Origin of the sequence: Phyllobacterium zundukense, from assembly GCF_025452195.1 — a bacterium.
In the GTDB taxonomy this organism is placed as follows: Bacteria; Pseudomonadota; Alphaproteobacteria; order Rhizobiales; family Rhizobiaceae; genus Phyllobacterium; species Phyllobacterium zundukense_A.
Window position 1 is genome coordinate 993,980 of sequence record NZ_CP104973.1, and the last position, 21,018, is coordinate 1,014,997.

General features: G+C 57.5%; 24 protein-coding genes. 19 read left to right on the forward strand and 5 right to left on the reverse strand.

The annotated features are described in order from the left end of the window. The first annotated feature begins 1 nt into the window (after position 1). Entirely contained in the window at positions 2 to 700 is a 699-nt protein-coding gene (locus N8E88_RS17195; protein ID WP_262294738.1) for a methyltransferase family protein, read from the forward strand. Positions 701 to 751: 51 nt separating this feature from the next. Here the strand turns inward: N8E88_RS17195 and N8E88_RS17200 are convergent, their stop codons facing one another. Further along, positions 752 to 1,147, reverse strand: a complete 396-nt coding sequence (locus tag N8E88_RS17200) for a VOC family protein (RefSeq protein WP_262294739.1) — start codon at positions 1,145 to 1,147, stop codon at positions 752 to 754. 344 nt (positions 1,148 to 1,491) lie between these two features. Here N8E88_RS17200 and cysG point away from each other — a divergent pair, with 344 nt between their 5' ends. Genes cysG through N8E88_RS17235 form a run of 7 tightly spaced genes read left to right on the forward strand, consistent with a single transcriptional unit; the run spans position 1,492 to position 7,662 of the window. Then, positions 1,492 to 2,943 (forward strand): siroheme synthase CysG, encoded by a 1,452-nt coding sequence (gene cysG, locus N8E88_RS17205; RefSeq protein WP_262294740.1) that lies wholly within the window; start codon positions 1,492 to 1,494, stop codon positions 2,941 to 2,943. Between the two features lie 18 nt (positions 2,944 to 2,961). After that, complete coding sequence (locus N8E88_RS17210) at positions 2,962 to 3,270, forward strand: DUF2849 domain-containing protein (RefSeq protein ID WP_114429910.1); 309 nt, start codon at positions 2,962 to 2,964, stop codon at positions 3,268 to 3,270. A 23-nt stretch (positions 3,271 to 3,293) separates the two neighbouring features. Then, the gene (locus N8E88_RS17215; protein ID WP_262294741.1) at positions 3,294 to 4,964 is read left to right on the forward strand and encodes a nitrite/sulfite reductase; all 1,671 of its coding nucleotides are present in this window, start codon (positions 3,294 to 3,296) and stop codon (positions 4,962 to 4,964) included. After that, positions 4,957 to 5,709: a phosphoadenylyl-sulfate reductase gene (locus N8E88_RS17220; protein WP_410010682.1), complete on the forward strand. Its 753-nt coding sequence runs from the start codon at positions 4,957 to 4,959 to the stop codon at positions 5,707 to 5,709. The genes N8E88_RS17215 and N8E88_RS17220 overlap by 8 nt, the downstream gene beginning before the upstream one ends. Further along, the gene (locus N8E88_RS17225) at positions 5,706 to 6,239 is read left to right on the forward strand and encodes a DUF934 domain-containing protein (RefSeq protein WP_262294743.1); all 534 of its coding nucleotides are present in this window, start codon (positions 5,706 to 5,708) and stop codon (positions 6,237 to 6,239) included. Before N8E88_RS17220 ends, N8E88_RS17225 begins: the two co-directional genes overlap by 4 nt. A gap of 40 nt (positions 6,240 to 6,279) precedes the next feature. Then, positions 6,280 to 7,305, forward strand: coding sequence for an NAD(P)/FAD-dependent oxidoreductase (locus N8E88_RS17230; protein ID WP_262294744.1), 1,026 nt, complete (start codon positions 6,280 to 6,282; stop codon positions 7,303 to 7,305). A gap of 9 nt (positions 7,306 to 7,314) precedes the next feature. Then, on the forward strand, positions 7,315 to 7,662 hold the full coding sequence (locus tag N8E88_RS17235; protein ID WP_262294745.1) for a 2Fe-2S iron-sulfur cluster-binding protein: 348 nt from the start codon (positions 7,315 to 7,317) through the stop codon (positions 7,660 to 7,662). 267 nt (positions 7,663 to 7,929) lie between these two features. On the opposite strand, the gene N8E88_RS17240 is transcribed toward N8E88_RS17235, so the two are convergent. Further along, positions 7,930 to 8,496, reverse strand: coding sequence for a L,D-transpeptidase (locus N8E88_RS17240; protein ID WP_262294746.1), 567 nt, complete (start codon positions 8,494 to 8,496; stop codon positions 7,930 to 7,932). Between the two features lie 153 nt (positions 8,497 to 8,649). Then, positions 8,650 to 9,588: a nucleoside hydrolase gene (locus N8E88_RS17245; RefSeq protein WP_262294747.1), complete on the reverse strand. Its 939-nt coding sequence runs from the start codon at positions 9,586 to 9,588 to the stop codon at positions 8,650 to 8,652. Between the two features lie 134 nt (positions 9,589 to 9,722). On the opposite strand from N8E88_RS17245, the gene N8E88_RS17250 reads away from it, so the two are divergent. From N8E88_RS17250 to N8E88_RS17260, 3 genes are all read left to right on the forward strand, one after another. Then, positions 9,723 to 10,145 carry an Hsp20 family protein gene (locus tag N8E88_RS17250; protein ID WP_262294748.1) on the forward strand — a complete coding sequence of 141 codons (423 nt, stop codon included), beginning with the start codon at positions 9,723 to 9,725 and terminating at the stop codon, positions 10,143 to 10,145. A 153-nt stretch (positions 10,146 to 10,298) separates the two neighbouring features. Beyond that, on the forward strand, positions 10,299 to 10,556 hold the full coding sequence (locus N8E88_RS17255) for a BQ00720 family protein (protein WP_112529544.1): 258 nt from the start codon (positions 10,299 to 10,301) through the stop codon (positions 10,554 to 10,556). A gap of 155 nt (positions 10,557 to 10,711) precedes the next feature. Beyond that, a complete protein-coding gene (locus N8E88_RS17260) occupies positions 10,712 to 11,680 on the forward strand; it encodes a complex I NDUFA9 subunit family protein (protein ID WP_262294749.1) in 969 nt (322 codons plus the stop codon). Between the two features lie 144 nt (positions 11,681 to 11,824). Here the strand turns inward: N8E88_RS17260 and N8E88_RS17265 are convergent, their stop codons facing one another. Further along, a complete protein-coding gene (locus N8E88_RS17265; RefSeq protein ID WP_262294750.1) occupies positions 11,825 to 12,631 on the reverse strand; it encodes an undecaprenyl-diphosphate phosphatase in 807 nt (268 codons plus the stop codon). A 169-nt stretch (positions 12,632 to 12,800) separates the two neighbouring features. Between N8E88_RS17265 and N8E88_RS17270 the strand changes: the two genes are divergently transcribed. The 3 genes from N8E88_RS17270 (at position 12,801) to N8E88_RS17280 (ending at position 15,804) form a co-directional block, all read left to right on the forward strand. Next, positions 12,801 to 13,493 (forward strand): glutathione S-transferase family protein, encoded by a 693-nt coding sequence (locus tag N8E88_RS17270; protein ID WP_114429772.1) that lies wholly within the window; start codon positions 12,801 to 12,803, stop codon positions 13,491 to 13,493. 293 nt (positions 13,494 to 13,786) lie between these two features. After that, a complete protein-coding gene (queG, locus tag N8E88_RS17275) occupies positions 13,787 to 14,935 on the forward strand; it encodes a tRNA epoxyqueuosine(34) reductase QueG (RefSeq protein ID WP_262294751.1) in 1,149 nt (382 codons plus the stop codon). After that, positions 14,935 to 15,804 carry an SDR family oxidoreductase gene (locus N8E88_RS17280; protein ID WP_262294752.1) on the forward strand — a complete coding sequence of 290 codons (870 nt, stop codon included), beginning with the start codon at positions 14,935 to 14,937 and terminating at the stop codon, positions 15,802 to 15,804. The genes queG and N8E88_RS17280 overlap by 1 nt, the downstream gene beginning before the upstream one ends. A 155-nt stretch (positions 15,805 to 15,959) precedes the next feature. On the opposite strand, the gene N8E88_RS17285 is transcribed toward N8E88_RS17280, so the two are convergent. Beyond that, entirely contained in the window at positions 15,960 to 17,000 is a 1,041-nt protein-coding gene (locus N8E88_RS17285; protein ID WP_262294753.1) for a zinc-dependent alcohol dehydrogenase family protein, read from the reverse strand. 127 nt (positions 17,001 to 17,127) lie between these two features. Here N8E88_RS17285 and mepA point away from each other — a divergent pair, with 127 nt between their 5' ends. The 5 genes from mepA to N8E88_RS31860 all read left to right on the forward strand — a co-directional run bounded on the left by mepA (position 17,128) and on the right by N8E88_RS31860 (position 20,742). After that, a complete protein-coding gene (gene mepA / locus N8E88_RS17290; protein ID WP_262294754.1) occupies positions 17,128 to 18,141 on the forward strand; it encodes a penicillin-insensitive murein endopeptidase in 1,014 nt (337 codons plus the stop codon). A 159-nt stretch (positions 18,142 to 18,300) separates the two neighbouring features. After that, positions 18,301 to 18,528: a hypothetical protein gene (locus tag N8E88_RS17295; protein WP_262294755.1), complete on the forward strand. Its 228-nt coding sequence runs from the start codon at positions 18,301 to 18,303 to the stop codon at positions 18,526 to 18,528. A 197-nt stretch (positions 18,529 to 18,725) separates the two neighbouring features. Further along, positions 18,726 to 19,175 carry a methylglyoxal synthase gene (locus N8E88_RS17300; RefSeq protein ID WP_262294756.1) on the forward strand — a complete coding sequence of 150 codons (450 nt, stop codon included), beginning with the start codon at positions 18,726 to 18,728 and terminating at the stop codon, positions 19,173 to 19,175. 21 nt (positions 19,176 to 19,196) lie between these two features. Then, positions 19,197 to 20,225: a glucokinase gene (locus tag N8E88_RS17305; protein ID WP_262294757.1), complete on the forward strand. Its 1,029-nt coding sequence runs from the start codon at positions 19,197 to 19,199 to the stop codon at positions 20,223 to 20,225. Between the two features lie 331 nt (positions 20,226 to 20,556). Then, a complete protein-coding gene (locus tag N8E88_RS31860) occupies positions 20,557 to 20,742 on the forward strand; it encodes an acinetodin/klebsidin/J25 family lasso peptide (protein WP_410010683.1) in 186 nt (61 codons plus the stop codon). The last annotated feature ends 276 nt before the right edge of the window (positions 20,743 to 21,018 follow it).

Sequence of the window (21,018 nt, forward strand, 5' to 3'; positions counted from 1 at the left end):
CGTGACAACGCAACAACTTGACCTCGAAAAACTGCGTAAAACGGCAATCGGGGGATGCATCAAGGCCTTGGTGGCATTGGTGCTACTGGTGCATGTTCCCGCCTGGACCTTCAGCTTCTGGCAGGGCTGGCTTTATCTGGTTGTCTTTACGCTTTGCATGTTCTGGCTGACATTCTATTTTCTCAAGCATGATCCAGCGCTCGTTGCCAGCCGGCAGAAAGCCGGTGCGGGTGCCGAGCGTGAAACTTCGCAGAAATGGATTCAGGGCGCGGCCAGCGTGGTCGGCCTCCTGATGTATATCGTACCGGGAATAGAGCGCCACTTTACCGGACTGCCCTTGCCGGTTTGGCTCGTCATCGTGGCCAACATACTTGTTGTCGTCGGGTTCTGGATCATGTTTCTGGCTTTGCGCGAGAATGGCTACGCGTCGAGCATCGTCGAGGTGAAATCCGGCCAGAGCGTTATCTCCAGCGGCCCTTACGCCTTGGTGCGTCATCCCATGTATTCAGGCGCAGTTGTGCTTTTTCTGGCAACGCCTTTGGCGCTCGGCTCGCTCTGGGCACTGCCTGTTGCAATCGTCTTGAGCGTCGTCATCGCCATACGATTGCTTGATGAGGAACGTTATCTGAAGGCAAATCTATCGGGATATGATGCCTATTGCGGGAAGGTGAAGTCGCACCTCATCCCCGGTATCTGGTAAAATGCAATTGGCCGCCCTCGCATGAGGAGGGCCAATTGCTGCAGAGTTTTCCTACTGTGCGGACATGTCCATGTACGCGACTTCCCAGACATGGCCATCGATGTCCTGGAAGCTGCGTCCATACATGAAACCGAGATCCTGAATCGGCTTCCACGCCTTGCCGCCTGCGCTAAGCGCCTTGGCCAGCATGTCGTCCACTTCCGCACGGCTCCCGGCGGAAAGCGCGATCAATACCTCCTGCGCCTTGGTGGCGTCGCTGATATCATTGTTGATGAAATCCCGAAACCGATCCTCCTCCATGAGCATCGCAAAGATGTTTTCCTCGATAACCATGCAGGCGGTCTTGTCGTCAGAAAAATCGGGATTGAAACTGAATCCCAAAGCAGCAAAGAAGGCCCGCGTAGCCTCTATCTTCTTGACCGGCAGGTTCACGAAAATCATGCGCATGAAATAAATCTCCTCTTCATTCAGCGGCTTTCCTATAGAGGACGAAGGAAGGTTGCGCGATCCGACATTGGCAATGACAAAAAAATAACTTGCATTTGCTTGCTAACACGATAAATCTAGTCGTGTATCGACGCCTCGCGGATACGGACAATCAAGCATGTCGTGCTTTGCCTTCAGGAGGCAATGGCGGGGCGTGTGTCCTTTTGAATGCTGGGAATGCGAATCCTCTTGTTCCGGCATTTTCAGAAATTCCATGCTCACCCGCGACAATCGGCGCATTTCTGTTCCTTATAAAACGAAGACGGATCATGGATAATCCCCGGAACCATCGGGATATCTTGATTATGTCTATCCGTTCCAGCCAGCTATCTGTCTTTCCAGCCTTCTTCCGCGTGCGGAATGAAGTGCTTGTCGTTGTTGGGAACGGCGAGGAAGCCTTGAACAAGGCGCGGCTTTTAGGCCAGACCAACGCCACCATCCGGGTCATCGCACCAGAGCCGGAGCCCGAACTCGCCGCATTCCTGCGTGATGGCCGCTACGAACACATCGCGACAAAATTTGCTCCCAAGCAACTGACCGGCGCAAAACTGGTCTTCGTCGCTACTGGCGACGAAGACCAGGATGCGGAGATCGCCGAGGAAGCGCGCCGCCAGCACATTCCGGTCAATGTCGTCGATCGCCCCGAGCTTTGCGATTTCTACACGCCTGCCATCGTCAATCGCGCACCGCTCGCCATTGCCATCGGTTCGGAAGGCACTGGCCCCGTGCTGACGCAGATGATCCGCACCCGTATTGATGCCGCTTTCTCGCCGCGGCTCGGCGATCTCGCACGTCTTGCCAATGCCTATCGCCCTGTGGTCGAGAAGCTGGTCAAAAAAGGAGTGCCGCGCCGCCTGTTCTGGCGCTCTTTCTTTTCGGGCGATGTCGCCGGCAAGATTTACAACAATGACCTTACAGGCGCCCACCAGGCAGCAGCCGGTCTCCTCGAGGACCAGGCCGCCCCGAAGGGTTACGTCTGGCTGGTTGGTGCGGGACCCGGCGCCGAAGATCTTCTGACACTGCGCGCGCACCGCGTCCTTATGGAGGCCGACGTTATCGTCTATGACGCGCTGGTTCCGGAAGCGGTCGTTGCCATGGGCCGCCGCGATGCAACCCGGCTCTCCGTCGGCAAGCGCAAGGGTTGCCACACCAAGAGCCAGAGCGAGATCAATGATCTCCTCGTCGCGCTTGGACGTGAAGGCAAGCGCGTCGTTCGCCTGAAGTCGGGTGATCCGCTGGTCTATGGCCGCGCAGGCGAAGAAATGGCCGCCTTGCGGGACGCCGGCGTTGCCTTCGAGATCGTACCCGGCATTACCTCGGCCTTTGCCGCTGCTGCGGATATGCAACTGCCTCTGACCCTGCGCGGTGTCGCATCCTCCCTCGTCTTCACCACGGGTCACGACATGGCGGGCGAAGTGCTGCCCGACTGGGCGCGCCTTGCCATTTCCGGCGCAACCATCGCCGTTTACATGGGCCGCAGCGTTGCGGCTTCAGTCGCGGAACGGCTGATGCAGGCAGGGCTTCATGCCGATACCGGCGTTGCCGTCATCGAGAATGCAGGACGGGTAGACCGGCGCATGTTCCATGGCACGCTCAATGATTTGCCGGCGCTGGAACAGCGCGACGATCTCGGCGGCCCGGTCATGGTCATTATTGGCGATGCGGTTGCCGGCGCAGCCATCGACAAGGCCGAACCGCTTTCCGCCAATGCAAAGAATTCCGTGGAGCAGCACCACCTTGAACCCAATGCTGCATAACTGCGAAGGATAAAGATCATGAGCGTTAAAGTCTTGACTGCAAACCGCCTGACCGATGGCGAAGTTGTATGGCTCGGCGCCAATGGCGAGTGGCTGGAGCATATCGATGGAGCGCTGATCGCGCGCCACGCGGAAGCGGTCAGTGCGCTGGAAGAAGCCGGCAAGTCCGCCATCAAGTCCAACCTCGTCATCGACGTGAATGTCATCGACGTCGAAGAGCGCGGCACAGATCTCTATCCGGTCCGCTTGCGCGAGCGCATCCGTCAGCTCGGACCCACTATTCGCCTCGACCTCGGCAAACAGGCTGAAAAGCCCAAAGCCGCCTGACTTGAAAATCGAAAGACCGCAGTATGTATCGTTATGATGAGTTTGATCACGCGTTCGTCTCTGCTCGCGTTGAACAGTTCAAAGATCAGGTGGAGCGCCGTCTTTCCGGCGAACTGACGGAAGAGCAGTTCCGGCCGCTGCGGCTGATGAATGGCGTCTATCTGCAGTTGCACGCCTATATGCTGCGTGTTGCGGTTCCTTATGGCACGCTGTCCAGCCGTCAGATGCACAAGCTCGCTCATATCGCCCGACACTATGATCGCGGTTATGGCCATTTCACCACGCGCCAGAACATCCAGTACAACTGGCCTGCGCTCAAGGATATTCCAGCAGTTCTCGACGAGCTCGCCTCGGTGGAAATGCACGCGCTGCAGACCTCGGGCAATTGCATTCGTAACGTGACCGCCGATCATTTTGCCGGCGCCGCTGCGGATGAGGTCGGGGATCCCCGCCCTTATGCCGAGATCCTTCGGCAGTGGTCGTCGATGCACCCGGAATTCTCCTATCTGCCGCGGAAATTCAAGATCGCCGTGACCGGCGCTGACCGCGATCGCGCCGCGATCCAGGTTCATGATATCGGCCTGCACCTGAAGAAGAACGAAGCCGGTGAACTCGGCTTTGCCGTCTATGTCGGCGGTGGTCAGGGCCGCACGCCGATGGTCGCCAAGAAAATCCGCGATTTCCTGCCCGTCGAGGATTTGCTGACCTACACGACAGCCATCGTGCGCGTTTACAATCTCAATGGACGCAGGGATAACAAGTACAAGGCGCGCATCAAGATCCTCGTGCATGAGACCGGTACCGAAGAAATCACCCGCCAGATCGAGGCCGAATGGCAAGCGATCAGGGAAACCGATCTCAAACTGCCGCAGCAGGACGTCGATGCCATCGATACCTACTTCGCGCCGCCAAATCTGGTCCAGCGACCGGAAGGCTGGTCCGGGCTTGCAGCCGCGCGCAAGGCCGATCATGCGTTCTCCGCTTGGGTCGACCAGAACGTCACACCGCACAAAAATCCAGATTACGGCGTCGTGACCATTTCGCTAAAGCCAATCGGCGGTATTCCGGGCGATGCCACCGACGCGCAGATGGATCTGGTTGCCGATATCGCCGAGAAATTCTCCTATGACGAGATACGCGTCAGCCATGAACAGAACCTTGTTCTGCCGCATGTGGCGATTGCCGATCTGCGCATCGTTTACGATCTGCTTTTGACGGATGGTTTGGCAACGGCCAATGCCGGTTTGATTACCGATATCATTTCCTGCCCCGGTCTCGACTATTGTGCTCTGGCGACGGCGCGTTCGATCCCCGTCGCGCAGCGCATTTCCGAACGCTTCGGCGATCCGGAGCGTCAGGCGGATATCGGCGAACTCAAGCTCAAGATTTCCGGATGCATCAATGCTTGCGGCCATCATCATGTCGGCCACATCGGCATTCTCGGCGTCGAGAAGAAGGGTGAAGAGCTCTATCAGATTTCGCTCGGCGGTTCGGGCGACGAGATATGCACGATCGGTGACATCACTGGCCGCGGCTTCTCGTCTGAAGAGATCGTCGATGCAATCGAAACGATCGTCGATCGCTACCTGGAAATCAGAACCGACAAGGAAGAGACCTTCCTTGCCACCTACCGGCGCGTGGGCGCAGCACCGTTCAAGGATGCGCTCTATAGCGAGGTTGCAAATGCTGCTTGAAGTCAATGACATTACCGTGGCGGACGAGGCGCGTGCGCTTCAGGCCCGCTATGGTAATCTCGAGCCGATGGATGTCATCGAGCTCGCGGTCGATCACCTCTTCAACGAGGAGATCGCCGTCGTTTCCTCTTTCGGCGCTGACAGCGCAGTGATGCTGCACATGATCGCGCAGATCGACCGCGCAACGCCGGTGCTTTTCCTTGAGACCGGCAAGCATTTTCCGGCAACGCTGCGCTACCGCGACCAGCTCATAGCCGAGCTTGGCATGACGGACGTGCATGATATCCACCCGCTGAAGCAGAGCCTCAAGGATGAGGACCCGTTCGGCGCACTGTCCATGACCAACAAGGATCGCTGCTGCTATATCCGCAAGGTCGAGCCGATGGCCCGTGCCGTCGCGCCCTACCGCGCATGGATGACCGGCCGCAAGCAATTCCAGGCATCGACGCGTACGGCACTGCCTGTGTTCGAATCTGTGGGGGCGCGTGTCCGCATCAACCCGCTTGCGCACTGGACCTCCGCCGACCTCAAGGCATATATGGCCGAGCATGATTTGCCGCCGCATCCGTTGGTCGCCGAAGGCTACCGGTCGATCGGCTGCATGCCCTGCACCTTGCCGGTCAAGGACGGCGAAGATGATCGCGCTGGCCGTTGGGCTGGCTCCGACAAGACCGAGTGCGGCATTCACCTGACCGGACTTACCGACGAACTGAGCAACATCTCGCTGACGGATTCGAGTTTATGAGTGACATTGAACAACCTGCGGGTGAGCTTTGGGGCCGCGAAGGGTTCCGCGAGGATCCCTACGTTATAGCCGAAACGCTGGAGGAGGCCGGTGATGCACCCGCTGTGATCCTGCCGCTGGGCGTCTGGCTCGGTCTCACCGAAGAGATACGCAATGCCTCCAATCGCAAGATCGGTGTTCTGGTCGCCCCGGGTGAAAGCATCGAGCCGCTATTGCCGTTGCTGGATTCAATCCCTGTGATTGCGCTGCAGTTTCCGGCTTTCAATGATGGGCGCTCCTATTCGAAGGCCGAGCTGATCAAGAACCAGCATCATTTCAAGGGTGAGTTGCGCGCTGTCGGGGATGTTTTGATCGATCAGGTCGCCTATATGCTGCGCACCGGCTTCGACACGATGAAGGTCAACCATGCGGTGACGCTGAACCGTCTTGCCGGCCATAATCTTCACGATGTTCCCGGTTACTACCAGCCGGGACGAGGCTCGCACACAGTGTCCGGCACCTATAGCTGGCGCCGCGTTCCCGGGGCGTGAACTCCAAACAACTCGAATTTGCTACCTAGAAGGCACCTTTATGTCCGAATTGATTGAAACAGATGTGGTTATTGTCGGCGCCGGCCCGGTCGGCCTCTTTGCCGTGTTCGAACTTGGTTTGCTCGATCTGCGCGCCCATGTGATCGATATCCTCGATCGTCCGGGCGGCCAGTGTGCCGAGCTTTATCCGGAAAAGCCGATCTACGACATTCCGGGTTTGCCTGAAGTCACCGGTCAGGACCTTACCACCAACCTCTTGAAGCAGATCGCGCCTTTTGATCCGCAGTTCCATTTCTCTACCATGGTCACCGCGCTAGAGAAGCTCGAGGACGGGCGTTTTCGCGTCGAGACCGATGCGGACGAAGTTTTCATCACCAAGGTCATCGTCATCGTGGCTGGCGGTGGTTCCTTCCAGCCCAAGCGCCCGCCTGTGCCGGAAATCGAGCTCTATGAGGGCGTCAGCGTTCACTATGCGGTGCGCAAGATCGAGGCTTTCCGCGGTCACGACGTGGTTATCGTCGGCGGCGGCGACAGCGCCCTCGACTGGACGCTCAACCTTGAACCGGTTGCGAAATCGGTGACCCTCGTGCATCGCCGGCCGGAATTCCGCGCCGCGCCCGATAGCGTCAACAAGATGTGGGCGCTGGAAAAGGAAGGACGCGTCAATTTCCGCATGGGGCAGGTCAGCGGTCTGGAAGGGGCAGACGGCCAATTGTCAAAGGTCATCCTCAAGGGCGCCGAGGGCGAAGAGATCCTCGACGCCGGGCGTCTGCTACCATTCTTCGGCCTGACGATGAAGCTCGGTCCGATTGCCGATTGGGGCCTCAATCTCGACCAGAACCTGATCGCCGTCGATACGGAGAAATTCGAGACATCGGAGCCAGGTATCTTCGCCATCGGCGATATCAATACCTATCCCGGCAAGTTGAAGCTGATCCTCTCTGGCTTCCATGAAGCCGCGCTGATGAGCCAGGCGGCCAAACGCATTGTTTCGCCGGGCGAACGGATCATCTTCCAGTATACGACGTCCTCCACCTCCCTGCAGAAGAAACTGAAGGCGGCATAGGTAACCCTGATGAGCTCAGAGTCCCTCTATATCCACGTCACCGATCAGCACGGCAAGCGCCATACGCTGGAAGCCCTCGAAGGCTTTCGCGTCATGGAAGTCATCCGCGATTGGGGACTAGACATCAAGGCGGAATGCGGCGGCGCCTGCGCCTGCGGCACGTGCCATGTCTATGTCGATCAGGATTGGTCGGAAAAGCTCTTTGCACCGCTTGATGAGGAAGTCGACCAGCTCGACGTGACCTTTCACGTCGAGGACAATTCTCGTCTTTCCTGCCAGCTGATCATGACCGAAGAATTGAACGGTCTCGAAATCACCCTGGCTCCGGACACCCAGCGGGAGAGCGTCGCAGCCTAGAGCAAGTTTTGTTTATTCAGAGCCAGTTCTGTTTCTCGGATGGCGAGACAATCCACGCGGAAGGTGGCGAGGTCGATGTGGTTCATCGGACGAAGCCGCCTGACAAAGTGGTTGTCCGCCAGCCGGAAACCCAAAGGGCCGGGTGAATTTTGCCCAATTTCTTCGAGCTTCGGCTTCGTCCGATGGATAAACATCGGCCTCGCCAAATCCCTTGATCTTGAACCAAATTCCTTCCGGCAGAACGACTCTGAATAGACAAAATTTGCTCTAGATTACGACGACTCTGGCACCTACCGGCACTCGCGCATACAGATCCATGACGTGTTCGTTGACCATGCGGATGCAGCCATTCGATACGGCGCGTCCTATCGTCCACGGCTCCGTCGTTCCGTGGATGCGATAATGCGTGTCGCGTCCATTGCGATAAAGATAGAGCGCGCGGGCGCCCAGCGGATTGCGGGGACCACCCGCGACACCACCGGCATAGCGCGCATATTTTTCCGGTTGGCGTCTGATCATACCGTTCGTCGGGATCCAGCGCGGCCATTTCGCCTTGCGGCCGACTTTCGCGACGCCATGGAAGACCCGGCCAGCCCGTCCGACCCCAACGCCATAACGCCGTGCGGTGAAACTGTCTTCGATCAGGTAAAGGAACCGGCCACGAGGGTCGATCACCACTGTGCCCGGCGCGTAGGATGAATCGTACGATACATATTGTGGGCGGAATTCCGGATTGATGACGAAGATTTTCTTCTTCTTTGGCGCCGCCAACGCAGCCTGCGGCGCCAGCGCCGCTGCAAGTATACCGGTAAGAACATCGCGACGTGTCAGCATATCAAACCCCAAGTTCTCTGCTGTCCATCCTTTGGACACTACTCGCTCAAGGGGATTTTGTCCGAGAATTACTTATTGATGGTTTACGCGATTTCAACTTTCCGTGAATAAACAAAGGGATAGGCCCAGCAAACCAGCCAGACCTGTATGGGCTCACGGCAGGCGTGCAACGCGTTCGGTCAAGAGATCGAAGAAACCTTCATCGTCGACATGGCGGATATAGAGCGCGTTCTTGGGGCGATGGGTCACCCCCCACCAATCGACAACGGTCATGCCGAGCGTCAATTCGTTCGTGGCGTCGACGACGACGTTGCAATGCCTGCCTCGATAGAGCTCAGGTTTCAGCACGTAGGCGATGACATTCGGATCATGCAGCGGACCGCCATCCCGGCCGTATTTTTCCTCGTCAAACCGTTCGAAGAATTCCAGAAGGGCAACGGAGGCATCCCCGGCCTTTGTCCCCATTGCCCGGAAACGCTCGATACGCTTGGCGGTTGTCAGCGTCTTGTGTGTTACGTCGAGCGGCAGGATGACCACGGGAACGTCTGACCTGAGCACGATCTGCGCCGCATGCGGATCCACATAGATATTGAACTCCGCCGTCGGTGTAATGTTGCCGCCTTCGAAGAACCCGCCGCCCATGAGGACGATTTCCTGGATACGGGGTGCAAGCTCCGGGGCGCGAATCAGGACTTGTGCAATGTTGGTGAGGGGTCCAAGTGCGCAGAGCGTAACGCTTCCCGTTTCTTCCTTGCGCAAGGTCTCGATGATGAAATCGACCGCGTGCTGATCTTGCAGCAGCATCGCCGGTTCCGGCAGATCAGGGCCGTCAAGCCCCGTCTTTCCGTGCACGTGCTCGGCCGTGACCAGCGGGCGCATCAAGGGGCGATCGGCGCCGGCGAAAACGCGCGCGTCAGGGCGGCCGGCAAGCTCGCAGATCTTGCGTGCGTTCAATTCGGTCAAAGCCAGTGACACATTGCCGGCGACAACCGTCACTCCGAGGACTTCCAGTTCCGGGCTGGCGAACGCCAGAAGGATTGCGAGAGCATCGTCTTGGCCGGGATCGGTGTCGATTATGATTTTACGCGTCATTTCTTACTTTCTTTAGGCCTTAAACCGGCACTCTCTTGAAGTCTGCAGTTCAATCGCCATATCAATGAACAGAAGTGAAATGCCTTAACATCACGGGTTTTGCTTTTAGGTCGCTTTTCTCAAGGACTGCACAAATGACACGAATGACACCGTTTTCAAGCCCCCTGTTGCTTGGTTTCGATTCGATGGAAAAGACGCTGGAGCGTATCGCCAAGTCCGGCGACGGCTATCCGCCTTACAATATCGAGCGCATCCGCGGCAACAATGACCGTGAACAGCTTCGAATTATTCTCGCCGTTGCGGGCTTCTCCAATGACGATCTCGAAGTGACCACGGAAGACAATCAGCTGATCATTCGCGGCAGGCAGGCCGAAGAAGAGACCCGCGAATATCTGCATCGTGGTATTGCCGCACGTCAGTTCCAGCGCATCTTCGTTCTTGCCGATGGAATGCGCGTCAGCGCCGCCGCTTTGAAGAATGGGCTTCTGTCGATCGATCTCGACCGGCCGGAACCCGAACGACTGGTCAAGCGCATCAATATTGCGGTTCAGGACTAGCCCCATGATCCCAAAATCATGTCGATTTTGGACAGGATCATGGGTAGTTGAAAGTGCTACTTCGACCTTTACGCGTCCAAGCGGACGCGCGGCGCAGTAGAAGCTCTAACTGGACGGGGCCTAAGAATGGACTGTCCGAACATGGAGGCTATTATGCAAACCACCGATCACAAGAATCTCCTGACCGAGCTTGAATTTGCGCGCCTTGGCGCTGGCCAGGTGGCTTATATGCGCAAGGTCAAAACCGATGACCTTGCTACGAGTTTCCCGGCGCTCCCGCCGATGACGCCGGGCGTCGAACTCTGGGCGCTTTTTGCGGCCAATGGCGAGCCGATCGTGCTTTCCGATGAACGTGACAATGTGCTTGTCGGCGCGCAGGAACACGAATTGCGCACCGTGATGCTGCAGTAGTCAATCAATGCGCGTGGTTCGGCGTTTTTGCCGGGCCACGCATATGTACTTCGGCGCGGCAACGCGCCGCGAACTTTGAGCTCCATTCCCCTTTGCGCGGGCAACAAAAGGCATTAAACAGCATTTGTTGCCCGCTTGCATTTTAGGAGAGCTCGATGACAATCATCAAGCCAAAACTCGTCACCGTTTTCGGAGGCTCCGGCTTTATCGGTCGTCATGTCGTGCGTGCGCTGACCAAGCGCGGCTACCGCGTTCGCGTTGCCGTCCGTCATCCCGATCTGGCTTTCCATTTGCAGCCGCTTGGCGGCGTCGGCCAGATCCAGGCCGTACAGGCAAATCTGCGTAACCGCGCTTCAGTGGATCGTGCCGTAGCGGGCTCCGACCACGTGATCAACCTTGTCGGGCTGCTGTTCGAAGGCGGCAAGCAGAAGTTCAGCGCGGTGCACGATTTCGGTGCTCGTGCCGTCGCCGAAGCGGCCCGTGCAGCGGGCGTCCCCCTTACCCACATGTCGGCGATTGGCGCCGATCCCCGCTCTCATTCCGCCTATGCCAGCACCAAGGGCCGCGCCGAGGTAGCCGTGCACGATACGCTACCGGACGCCATCATTATTCGCCCGTCGATCGTCTTCGGCCCTGAAGATAGTTTCTTCAATAAATTTGCCGGCATGGCGCGTATTTCGCCCTTCCTGCCGCTGATCGGCGGCGGCCATACCAGGTTCCAGCCGGTCTATGTCGGTGATGTCGCCGATGTCTTTGCACGTTCCGTCGATGGCACCTTGCAGCCGGGCAAAGTCTACGAACTTGGCGGCGGTGAAGTCTTGACGTTCAAGCAGTGCCTCGAAGAAATGCTGCGTGTCATTGGCCGCAAGCGTATGTTCGTATCGATCCCGTTCTGGATCGCCAAGATTCAGGGCTCTATCCTTGGCTATCTGCCAAAGCCACCACTGACAAGGGATCAGGTCTTGCTCCTGCAGCACGACAACGTGGTTTCGAACGCTGCGAAGGAAGAAGGGCGCACGCTCGAGGGCCTTGGAATCCGGCCGCAGACGATCGAGACGATCCTGCCGTCCTATCTCTGGCGTTTCCGGAGCCACGGACAATATTCCAGCCATACACCCGCCTGAGGCTTGATCATTGGGCGCTGAGATTCAGGTCAGGACGCGCCGAAAATGGTGGTTTTCGAGACCCGGAGCGCAGTGAAGTTTTGGGTTCATGAGCACCGGATCGCAGAAGAGCGCCATTCGCAGGCCGTCCTGGCGTGAATATCATCACCGCGTCAAAATCAGCGCGACCAGTCCGAGCGTCCCGACGACGAGCCGCCACCATGCGAACAATGCAAAGCCGTGGCGCGAGACATAGTCCAGCAGAAAGCGGACGACGAAGACGCCCGAGATGAACGCCGCGATAAATCCTACAAAGATCAGCGACGCATCGTTGAAGGTCAGTATGTGACGGTTTTTGAAGAGATCATAGGCGAAGGCGCCGGCCATTGTCGGCATTGCCAGGAAGAATGAAAATTCGGCTGCCGAGCGCTTGTCTGTTCCCAGCAGCAGGGCTCCAACGATTGTCGCCCCGGAACGCGACGTACCGGGAATCATGGCAAAACACTGGATCAAGCCGATCTTGAAACAGAGACCCAGCGGATAATCCATGACATTGGTATAGCGCGGCTTCAGTTCGACCCGGTCGACCCAGAGCAGGATCAGCCCGCCGATGATGAGCATCACGCAGATCAGCATGGGCGATTCAAACAGCACGGTCTTGATGACGTCATGGGCGAGCGCCCCGACGACTGCTGCCGGGAGGAAGGCGATAAGCACGCCAGCGACGAAACGGCGGGCTTTCGGATCGGTTGGAAGATCGCGCGCGATCTTCACGAGGCGGCCGAAATAGACGCTGAGGATCGCCAGGATAGCACCGAGCTGGATCAACACCTCGAATGTCTTGCCGTTCGATTCGAAGCCTAGAAAATGCCCCGCGAGCAACAGATGCCCAGTCGATGATACCGGCAGGAATTCGGTTATTCCTTCCAGCAAGCCAAGGAAGAGGGCTTCGACAATCGTCTGTGTTTCCATAATTACCGCTTTCTTGATGGGTGCCGGCTGGGAGAACCGGCTGTTGGTGAAATCCTGTTTACTTGTCTCGTGCTAGTGTTGCGCCTATAGGTTTGACGCAGGTCCGACGCGGCTGTCGCGAGACGACGGTGCGGATAAAATACCAGTTTGAAAGATTTACCAATCTGCCATGTTGACGCTCTTCCATCATCCCATGTCCACCGGCTCGCGCTATACCCGGCTTATCCTCAATGAATATGACATTGAAGTGGAGCTGATCGAAGAAAACAGCTGGGCACGGCGCAAGGAGTTTCTGGCGCTCAACCCGGCGGGAACCCTGCCCGTACTCCTGGCGGAAGGCGATGTTCCGGTTTCAGGGGCTTCCGTGATCGCCGAATACATCGATGAAACCCGCGGCGCACTCAAGCGCAGCCGCCGGTTGTTTCCTGAAGATTCGCTCAACCGTGCCGAAGTACGGCGGCTGGTCGACTGGTTCCTTACAAAGCTGGAAAATGAAGTGACCCGGCACATGGCACGTGAACGCATCTTCAAATTGCACATGACCGCCGAACAGGGCGGTGGAGCGCCGGATTCGGGCGCTATTCGTGCTGCCCGTACCAATATTACCCAGCACATGAAATATATCGACTGGCTGACGGCCACGCGCAACTGGCTGGCCGGACCGGCCCCGAGCTATGCGGACATGTCGGCCGCGGCTTCGATCTCGATTCTCGACTATCTTGGCGAAATCAAATGGGGCGATTATAAAGCGGCGCGCGACTGGTACACGCGGATGAAATCGCGTCCGTCGTTCCGGCCATTGTTGTCGGATCGGGTGCGCGGCTTGCCGCCTTCGTCGCATTATGGCGATCTGGATTTTTAATTGACCTCCAAATAATCCTTTTAGTCGATCCATCCGTGATCTTTGAATCTCAACCTCTCCGTCATCCTCGGGCTTGACCCGAGGACCCACGGCCAGGAAGTGCTTTCATAACAGCTTGCGCGGCGCGTTCCAGATGGCTATCCCTCAATCAACTCTTATAGCGCTCTCTGGATTTCCTCGCAGTTTTCCAAGACAGTGGCGCTCCTCTGCCATGGGTCCTCGGGTCAAGCCCGAGGATTACGGAGAGGTGGGTGCTTACGAAAACAGAGAGACGGCGGTCTCTGACAAGGTTCATGCAAATGAACTCAAACCAACAACAACGGCTGAAGCAGTTCATTCTTGAGGAATCGCGTGCCGCTGGCTTCGATCTGGTCGCCATCACGCGCCCGGATGCCATCCCGTTCGCCGAAGAGCGCCTGCGCCACTATCTGGCGCTCGGACGCCACGCCAGCATGGACTGGATGCAGGAAACGGAAGAGCGCCGCGCCAGTCCGCAAACCCTTTGGCCGGAGGTGCGTTCGATCATCGTGCTTGCCATGAACTACGGACCGGACAGCGATCCTCTGGCAATCCTCCAGCACAAGGATAAGGCCGCGATTTCCGTCTATGCACAGAACCGCGATTATCACGACATCATCAAAGGCAAGCTCAAAGGCGTCGCCAGCCGTTTCGCCTCCCGTGCCGCAGGCGAAGATCTGAAAGTCTTCGTCGATACGGCACCGGTAATGGAAAAGCCGCTGGCCGAAGCCGCCGGTCTCGGCTGGCAGGGCAAGCACACCAATCTCGTCAGCCGCAGCCATGGCTCCTGGCTGTTTCTCGGCACGATCTTCACCACGGCGGAATTGCCGCCTGATGAACGCGAGGCGGATCATTGCGGCTCGTGTCACGCCTGCCTCGACGTGTGCCCGACCAACGCATTCCCCGCACCTTATCAACTCGATGCAGGGCGCTGCATCTCCTACCTCACCATCGAGCACAAGGAACCCATCCCGCTCGAGTTCCGTAAGGCGATGGGCAACCGCATCTATGGCTGCGATGATTGTCTGGCCGTCTGCCCCTGGAACAAATTTGCCGAGACTGCGCGTGAAACCAAGCTACAGGCGCGCGATGAACTGAGATCGCCATCGCTCGCATCGCTGCTGATGCTGGACGACGCGGCATTCCGCACGATGTTCTCGGGGTCACCTATCAAGCGCATCGGCCGCGACCGTTTCATGCGCAACGTGCTTATCGCCAGCGGCAATTCCGGCGACCCGGTCCTCATCGAAGCCGTCAAGATACATCTCGCCGATCCCTCACCACTTGTGCGCGGCGCCGCCGTATGGGCGTTGGGTGAACTGATGGATGCAGACCGGTTCGCAGCCCTGCGCATGCACGGAGCCGCGCAGGAAAATGACGCGAGCGTCTTGACCGAGTGGCACAAAGCCGCGAAAAATCAATAATGAATATTTTTCTCTTCGGTGCCGGATACTCGGCGCGAGCCTTTGCCAAAGTCATCGATGGTCAAGCGGATTTCATCGGCGGGACGACGCGCGATAGCGCCAAATTTTCAGATCTCAAGAAGGATGGCATCACGCCGTTCCTGTTTCACGGTACCCATGCCTCACAGGAGATCGTCGATGTTCTCGCCGGTGTCACGCATCTCGTCATCTCGACGTCACCCGGGCAGAGCGGCGATCCGGTGCTGGCACAGTTTGGCAAGACCATTCGGCACGCCATGCCCAAGCTGCAATGGATCGGCTATCTTTCCACCGTTGGCGTCTATGGCAATCATGGCGGTGCATGGGTCGACGAGACTACACCATGCCACCCGCTTTCCGCCCGTTCCACCGAACGTGTCGCCGCCGAGCAGGGCTGGCAGCAACTGGCCGATGAGCGCGGTGTTCCGCTCGCTATCCTGAGGCTTGCCGGCATTTACGGGCCGGGACGCAACGCTTTCGTCAATCTCGCCAACGGCAGCGCGCGCCGGCTGAACAAAAGCGGGCAGGTGTTCAACCGTATCCATGTCGATGATATTGCCGGTGCACTGGTTTTTCTCAGCCTGCGCAATGAGGCCGGCGTTTTCAACATAACGGATGATGAACCTGCACCGCCGCAGGACGTCGTCGCCTATGCGGCGGAGCTGATGGGCGTCGAACCGCCGGAAGAGGCCGATTTCGATACAGCACCGCTGACGCCGATGGCACGCTCGTTCTACGGCGAGAACAAACGCGTTTCCAATAAGCGCATCAAGGCGCTCGGCTTTTCCTTCCGCTATCCCGATTACGGCACCGCCTTTGCCACCATGTGGCGCGATGGCAGCTGGAAATAGCGCCGCTGGCGCTAGAGACCGTTTTGAGAATTCAGCCTGACGAGGCAGCTGGTGCGGTTTTCGAGAACCGGAGCGCAGTGGACTTTTGGGTCCATGAGCACCGGAAGCGCAGAAAATCGCATTGGATGCTCGTCAGGGTGGATTGGCAAAGGTCTCTAAAACCGCGTTATCACGTTAATCCCCAGTCCCTCGAACCGGTCCATCGCCATGAGCGCTGCGGGTGCATCATCCAGCGCGATCTCCTTGCCGATCAGTTTTTGCGGCTGCAACTTACCCGTTTCAAGCATGTCCATCAGCGCCTTGTAGCGGAAAGCCTGCATGCCGTGGCTGCCATAGATCTCGAGCTCATGGGCGATGACCTTGTCCATCGGGATCGGCGGATGCGCGTGGTCGCCAAGCATTAGTCCCACCTGCACGTGCCGGCCGCGGCGGCGCAGATTGGCGATGGAGTTGAAACAGGTCGATGGATGGCCGAGCGCATCGATGGAGACGTGCGCTCCGCCCTTGGTAATTTCCCGCACCGCACCGATCACATCCTGCCTCTCGCGGCCATTTATCGTCGCAACTGCGCCAAGCTCGCGGGCGAAGGCAAGTTTCTCTTCGGTCAGGTCGATGGCGATAACATTGGCACCCATCGCCGTCGCGATCATGACCGCCGAAAGACCAACGCCGCCGCAGCCATGCACCGCCACCCATTCACCCGGCTTGACCTTTGCCTGATCGACGATTGCGCGAAACGATGTAACGAAGCGGCAGCCGAGGCTTGCCGCCGTGGCAAAATCCAGCGTATCTGGTAGCGCGACGAGATTGGTATCGGCAAAATCCACCGCCACATATTCCGCGAAGGAACCCCAGGCGGTGAAGCCCGGCTGAAACTGGTTTTCGCACACCTGATGGTTGCCGGAATTGCATTCAAAACAATGGCCGCAGCCGCCGACGAATGGCACGGTGACGCGCTGGCCAACCTTCCATTGCGTCACGTGCTTGCCTACAGCCTGCACGGTCCCGGCCAGTTCGTGCCCCGGCACATGCGGCAGGACGATATCGGCGTCGTGGCCCATCCAGCCATGCCAGTCGCTGCGGCAGAGGCCCGTCGCCTCGACCTTGATGACCACGCCCGTTGCAGCGGGTGTTGGGTCCGCAACACTCTGCACGCGCGGCGCCTGGCCGAATTGCTCGAAAATGACTGCTTTCATGGCGATGTTCCGTTCGAATCAATGTGAGGTCCGCATTGCTATATTGCGACTTTCCCGCGAATCTGGCCATCATAAAGCCCCGATCCGAAGCATAAATTCGCCAAGGTCACTTGTGGGGACAGCGATCATGAAATCGAAAACCCTGTTGCGTCTCGCCCTCGGCGCACTCATTTCGTTCACCAGCACCATCGATGCCATTGCCGTGGATGGTCCTGCCAAGCAATTGTTCGGAGCACAGAGCCTTCCGACCGTCAGTGCACCTCAATCGGCGGGTTTTTACTCCAAAGGCTGTCTTGCAGGCGGTGTCGCGTTGCCCGTGGATGGACCGGCCTGGCAAGTTATGCGCCTGTCGCGCAATCGCCGCTGGGGACATCCGCGCATGATCGCCCTCCTGGAAAGGCTGGCGCGCGATGCCGCGACGAAGGATGGTTGGCCGGGTCTGCTCGTGGGCGACATATCGCAGCCGCGCGGTGGCCCGATGCTGACCGGACATGCCTCGCATCAGGTGGGACTGGACGCCGATATCTGGCTGACGCCGATGCCGAAACAGCGCTTTACCGACGATCAGCGTGAGAATGTGGCAGCAACCTCCATGCTCAAGGGCGACACACTCTATGTCGATCCGGACAGATGGACCCAGTCACGAACGGCGCTTCTGAAACGCGCTGCCAGCTACCCCGAAGTCGAACGCATTTTCGTACACCCCGGCATCAAGAAGAAGCTGTGCGACAGTGTTCAGGGCGATCGCAGCTGGATGGCGAAGGTCCGGCCCTACTGGGGACATTATTACCATTTCCATGTGCGTATAAAATGCCAGCCGGGATCACCCAATTGCAAGCCGCAGGAGCCGATCGGTGCCGATGACGGTTGTGGCAAGTCGCTGGCGTGGTGGTTTACGGATGAGCCGTGGAAAAAGGCACCCGAACCTGCCAAACCCAAGAAGCCGAAGGTGACAATGCTCTCCGATCTGCCGAAGGCTTGCGCGATGATCCTCAACGCGCCAGGGCCGAAATCGGTTGATCAAGTGACCTACGGCGCAGGTGCGAAAGTTGCGCAGCCTGCTGCGGCGGGAACTCCGGCAACGGCCTATGCCCCGGAAGGCGGCGATTTGCCGGAAGACGTGCCGGCGCAAGGTCAATGACCACCAAAAAAGGCGAAATTTACCGCGTTGGGATTTTCTTTTGGTAGAGATTGTGTCCAGTATCTTCTTTTACGAGGAAGATATTATGAGAGATTTTTATTCAAGTCTAACAACTCGCTGGCCTGATTATCTGGCTGAGGTCAGCTCGGCGTGCAACTCATGACTGCCAGTGAGATCGAACGGATCAAACTTCGAGCCAACTTCATCAATGGACTGGCAATCGGTGTAGTCCTGATCGGCGTATTCACTCCAATCACGCGCGCCGCATATGATCCGGTTATGAAGGGCGATGTTTTCCTGTTCATGGCGCTGTCGGCGGGGGTGTGCCTTGTGCTTGGGGTTGTCCTCCATTACTATGCAACACGCCATCTGAGCGAGATGCTATAATGACCATATACAATTATCTATCTTTGTTGATTCCGATCGTTGCTGTGGCTGCGGTGCTTGCGGCCTTGCATCTGCAGAAGCATTAATCGCCGTCGGGCAGATAATTCAACTTCGAACTACCTCCGGCCTTTTCATGCTGTCATGAATTGAGTATAGGGTTTCAATCGATTTAGGGTTGGACCCGATACAGAGTTTTCATGACACAGCCATTTCGCCTCGCGTTGATCGCGCATGACCAGAAAAAGGACGACATGGTGGATTTTGCCCGCACCTATGAAAGGTTGCTTGCTCCTTGCACGATCGTCGCCACAGGTACGACGGGCGGGCTCGTTCAGGATGCTTGCCCTTCGCTGACCATCGCGCGAGTGAAGAGCGGACCGCTCGGCGGCGACCAGCAGATCGGCGCACTGATTGCCGAGGGGAAGATCGACGGATTGATTTTCTTTGTCGACCCGCTGTCTCCAATGCCGCATGATGTCGACGTCAAGGCGCTGATGCGGCTCGCAAGCGTCTACGATATTCCGATGGCCTTGAATCGGGCGACAGCCGAGGTTCTGGTGCAAAAGCGAGGTTTGCTGCGCGATGACGCAGCGGAAAATACACTTACTGCGCCGCGCGCTCTGAACGACACGCAAAGGTCGCAGTAACACTAAAATAGGGAAGCGATAATGGTTACACAGGCAGATACCGACCACATCATGAAGTTTCCGATCCTGGTTGGTGACATCGGTGGTACCAATGCGCGATTTGCCATTCTGGTCGACGCTTATGCGGACCCGAAGGAATTTCCGGTTTTGCAGACCGCCGATTATCCGACCATCGACGAGGCGATCCAGAACGCCATTCTCGACCATACCTCAATCCAGCCGCGTTCGGCGGTCCTCGCCATCGCCGGTCCGGTGGAAGGCGACGAAATCGATCTCACCAATTGCGCGTGGGTGGTCAAGCCGCACCAGATGATGGAGACACTCGGCCTGCGCGATATCACCGTGCTCAACGATTTCGAAGCGCAGGCGCTCGCCGTCGTGTCGCTAGAACCCAAGCATCTGGAAAAACTCGGCGGCGGTGCAGGCGATCCGCATGGCAGCCGCGCCGTGCTCGGACCCGGCACCGGCCTTGGCGTCGCCGGCATGGTCCGCGCACGCTCGAGCTGGGTCCCGGTTCCCGGCGAAGGCGGCCACGTGGATATGGGGCCACGCACGCCACGCGATCTCGAGATCTTCCCGCATCTCGAGCATATCGAGGGGCGCATCTCGGGCGAACAGCTGCTCTGCGGCCGTGGTCTGCAGAATATCTATCGCGCGATCTGCAAGGTTAACGGTACCGATGCGACACTGCAGACGCCAGCCGATATCACTTCGGCCGGCCTTTCCGGAGAATCCGCTGAGGCCAAGGAAACCCTGGCGCTATTTGTCATCTATCTCGGCCGCCTTGCCGGTGATTTCGCCCTGACGTTCATAGCCCGCGGCGGCGTTTACCTCGCCGGCGGCATCGTCCAGAAGATCATCGAACCGTTGAAGGATCCGGCTTTTCGCCAAGCTTTCGAGGACAAGGCACCGCATGGAGAGATCCTGCGTGAGACGCCGGTTTATGTCATTACCCATCCGCTCGCGGCGCTCAGCGGCCTATCCGCGTTCGCGCGGACACCGACCCGCTTTGGGGTTTCCATCGAGGGACGGCGCTGGCGACGCGACTAGCGTTTTTCATGCCTAAATAGAATTGTCTCGCCGGAGATGATTCGTTCGGGGCTAGCGAAGCCAATTGAAACGCCAGTTTCGGTTGCCAACAAGCCTTGGAGCGAATGACGTCGTTCGCGCCAATTCCGCCTCTGCGCCGCCATACGAGCCTTTGCAAAAAAATACGTCAACCTCGTATTTACTTCTATGTTTCTGTATGTTCTCATTAACATGAGACGTTTACTTATATTTCTGTCTCAGACGCCGCCCTTTTATAACTATACTTTAGTATTATTGTGATTTTTACCAAGGAGATATGATGTTGGCGAGATTTAAGCGCGTGACTTTTGAAATGAGCAACGTTTCTGGCATTGTTATTACGAAATTGACCGAGAGTGCCACCAGACTCACTTTGGGTGATAAAGGTCCAGTCCCAGAATATTTCCCTGATCCTTTTTTGGATGATGACGGGCCCTGCAAGTCCAGGCCCGGGGTGCCCTCCCGTTGCAAAGGACCCCCTGTTACTTTTTACGGGTAAATATCAATTGTGAGGACCGATTATTAATCGGTCCTCTTCCTCCAAACAACAATTTTGTGCTCTACAATAATGTATTATATCCTCCGAAATAACATAAAAGCAGCGCATTACTCAGATGATTTGATACTTCTGAACACATCACGAAATCGTTTTACGGTGCTCCACGATGTTGACCGTACGCGAGTAAATAAAGTTTTTTCTGAGCCATTTCTACAGGAGAGTTCCGATACTCTCCGGGCGTTGTTGTCATTAGACGTACTCGATAAAAGCTCTGCC

What these genes read in the sequence shown, in the direction of transcription:
- N8E88_RS17200 (WP_262294739.1), bottom strand. Translation starts at nt 1,147, where the DNA reads ATGCGCATGATTTTCGTGAACCTGCCGGTCAAGAAGATAGAGGCTACG.
- cysG (WP_262294740.1), top strand. Translation starts at nt 1,492, where the DNA reads ATGTCTATCCGTTCCAGCCAGCTATCTGTCTTTCCAGCCTTCTTCCGC.
- N8E88_RS17210 (WP_114429910.1), top strand. Translation starts at nt 2,962, where the DNA reads ATGAGCGTTAAAGTCTTGACTGCAAACCGCCTGACCGATGGCGAAGTT.
- N8E88_RS17215 (WP_262294741.1), top strand. Translation starts at nt 3,294, where the DNA reads ATGTATCGTTATGATGAGTTTGATCACGCGTTCGTCTCTGCTCGCGTT.
- N8E88_RS17225 (WP_262294743.1), top strand. Translation starts at nt 5,706, where the DNA reads ATGAGTGACATTGAACAACCTGCGGGTGAGCTTTGGGGCCGCGAAGGG.
- N8E88_RS17230 (WP_262294744.1), top strand. Translation starts at nt 6,280, where the DNA reads ATGTCCGAATTGATTGAAACAGATGTGGTTATTGTCGGCGCCGGCCCG.
- N8E88_RS17235 (WP_262294745.1), top strand. Translation starts at nt 7,315, where the DNA reads ATGAGCTCAGAGTCCCTCTATATCCACGTCACCGATCAGCACGGCAAG.
- N8E88_RS17240 (WP_262294746.1), bottom strand. Translation starts at nt 8,496, where the DNA reads ATGCTGACACGTCGCGATGTTCTTACCGGTATACTTGCAGCGGCGCTG.
- N8E88_RS17245 (WP_262294747.1), bottom strand. Translation starts at nt 9,588, where the DNA reads ATGACGCGTAAAATCATAATCGACACCGATCCCGGCCAAGACGATGCT.
- N8E88_RS17250 (WP_262294748.1), top strand. Translation starts at nt 9,723, where the DNA reads ATGACACGAATGACACCGTTTTCAAGCCCCCTGTTGCTTGGTTTCGAT.
- N8E88_RS17255 (WP_112529544.1), top strand. Translation starts at nt 10,299, where the DNA reads ATGCAAACCACCGATCACAAGAATCTCCTGACCGAGCTTGAATTTGCG.
- N8E88_RS17260 (WP_262294749.1), top strand. Translation starts at nt 10,712, where the DNA reads ATGACAATCATCAAGCCAAAACTCGTCACCGTTTTCGGAGGCTCCGGC.
- N8E88_RS17265 (WP_262294750.1), bottom strand. Translation starts at nt 12,631, where the DNA reads ATGGAAACACAGACGATTGTCGAAGCCCTCTTCCTTGGCTTGCTGGAA.
- N8E88_RS17270 (WP_114429772.1), top strand. Translation starts at nt 12,801, where the DNA reads ATGTTGACGCTCTTCCATCATCCCATGTCCACCGGCTCGCGCTATACC.
- queG (WP_262294751.1), top strand. Translation starts at nt 13,787, where the DNA reads ATGCAAATGAACTCAAACCAACAACAACGGCTGAAGCAGTTCATTCTT.
- N8E88_RS17280 (WP_262294752.1), top strand. Translation starts at nt 14,935, where the DNA reads ATGAATATTTTTCTCTTCGGTGCCGGATACTCGGCGCGAGCCTTTGCC.
- N8E88_RS17285 (WP_262294753.1), bottom strand. Translation starts at nt 17,000, where the DNA reads ATGAAAGCAGTCATTTTCGAGCAATTCGGCCAGGCGCCGCGCGTGCAG.
- mepA (WP_262294754.1), top strand. Translation starts at nt 17,128, where the DNA reads ATGAAATCGAAAACCCTGTTGCGTCTCGCCCTCGGCGCACTCATTTCG.
- N8E88_RS17295 (WP_262294755.1), top strand. Translation starts at nt 18,301, where the DNA reads ATGACTGCCAGTGAGATCGAACGGATCAAACTTCGAGCCAACTTCATC.
- N8E88_RS17300 (WP_262294756.1), top strand. Translation starts at nt 18,726, where the DNA reads ATGACACAGCCATTTCGCCTCGCGTTGATCGCGCATGACCAGAAAAAG.
- N8E88_RS17305 (WP_262294757.1), top strand. Translation starts at nt 19,197, where the DNA reads ATGGTTACACAGGCAGATACCGACCACATCATGAAGTTTCCGATCCTG.
- N8E88_RS31860 (WP_410010683.1), top strand. Translation starts at nt 20,557, where the DNA reads ATGAGCAACGTTTCTGGCATTGTTATTACGAAATTGACCGAGAGTGCC.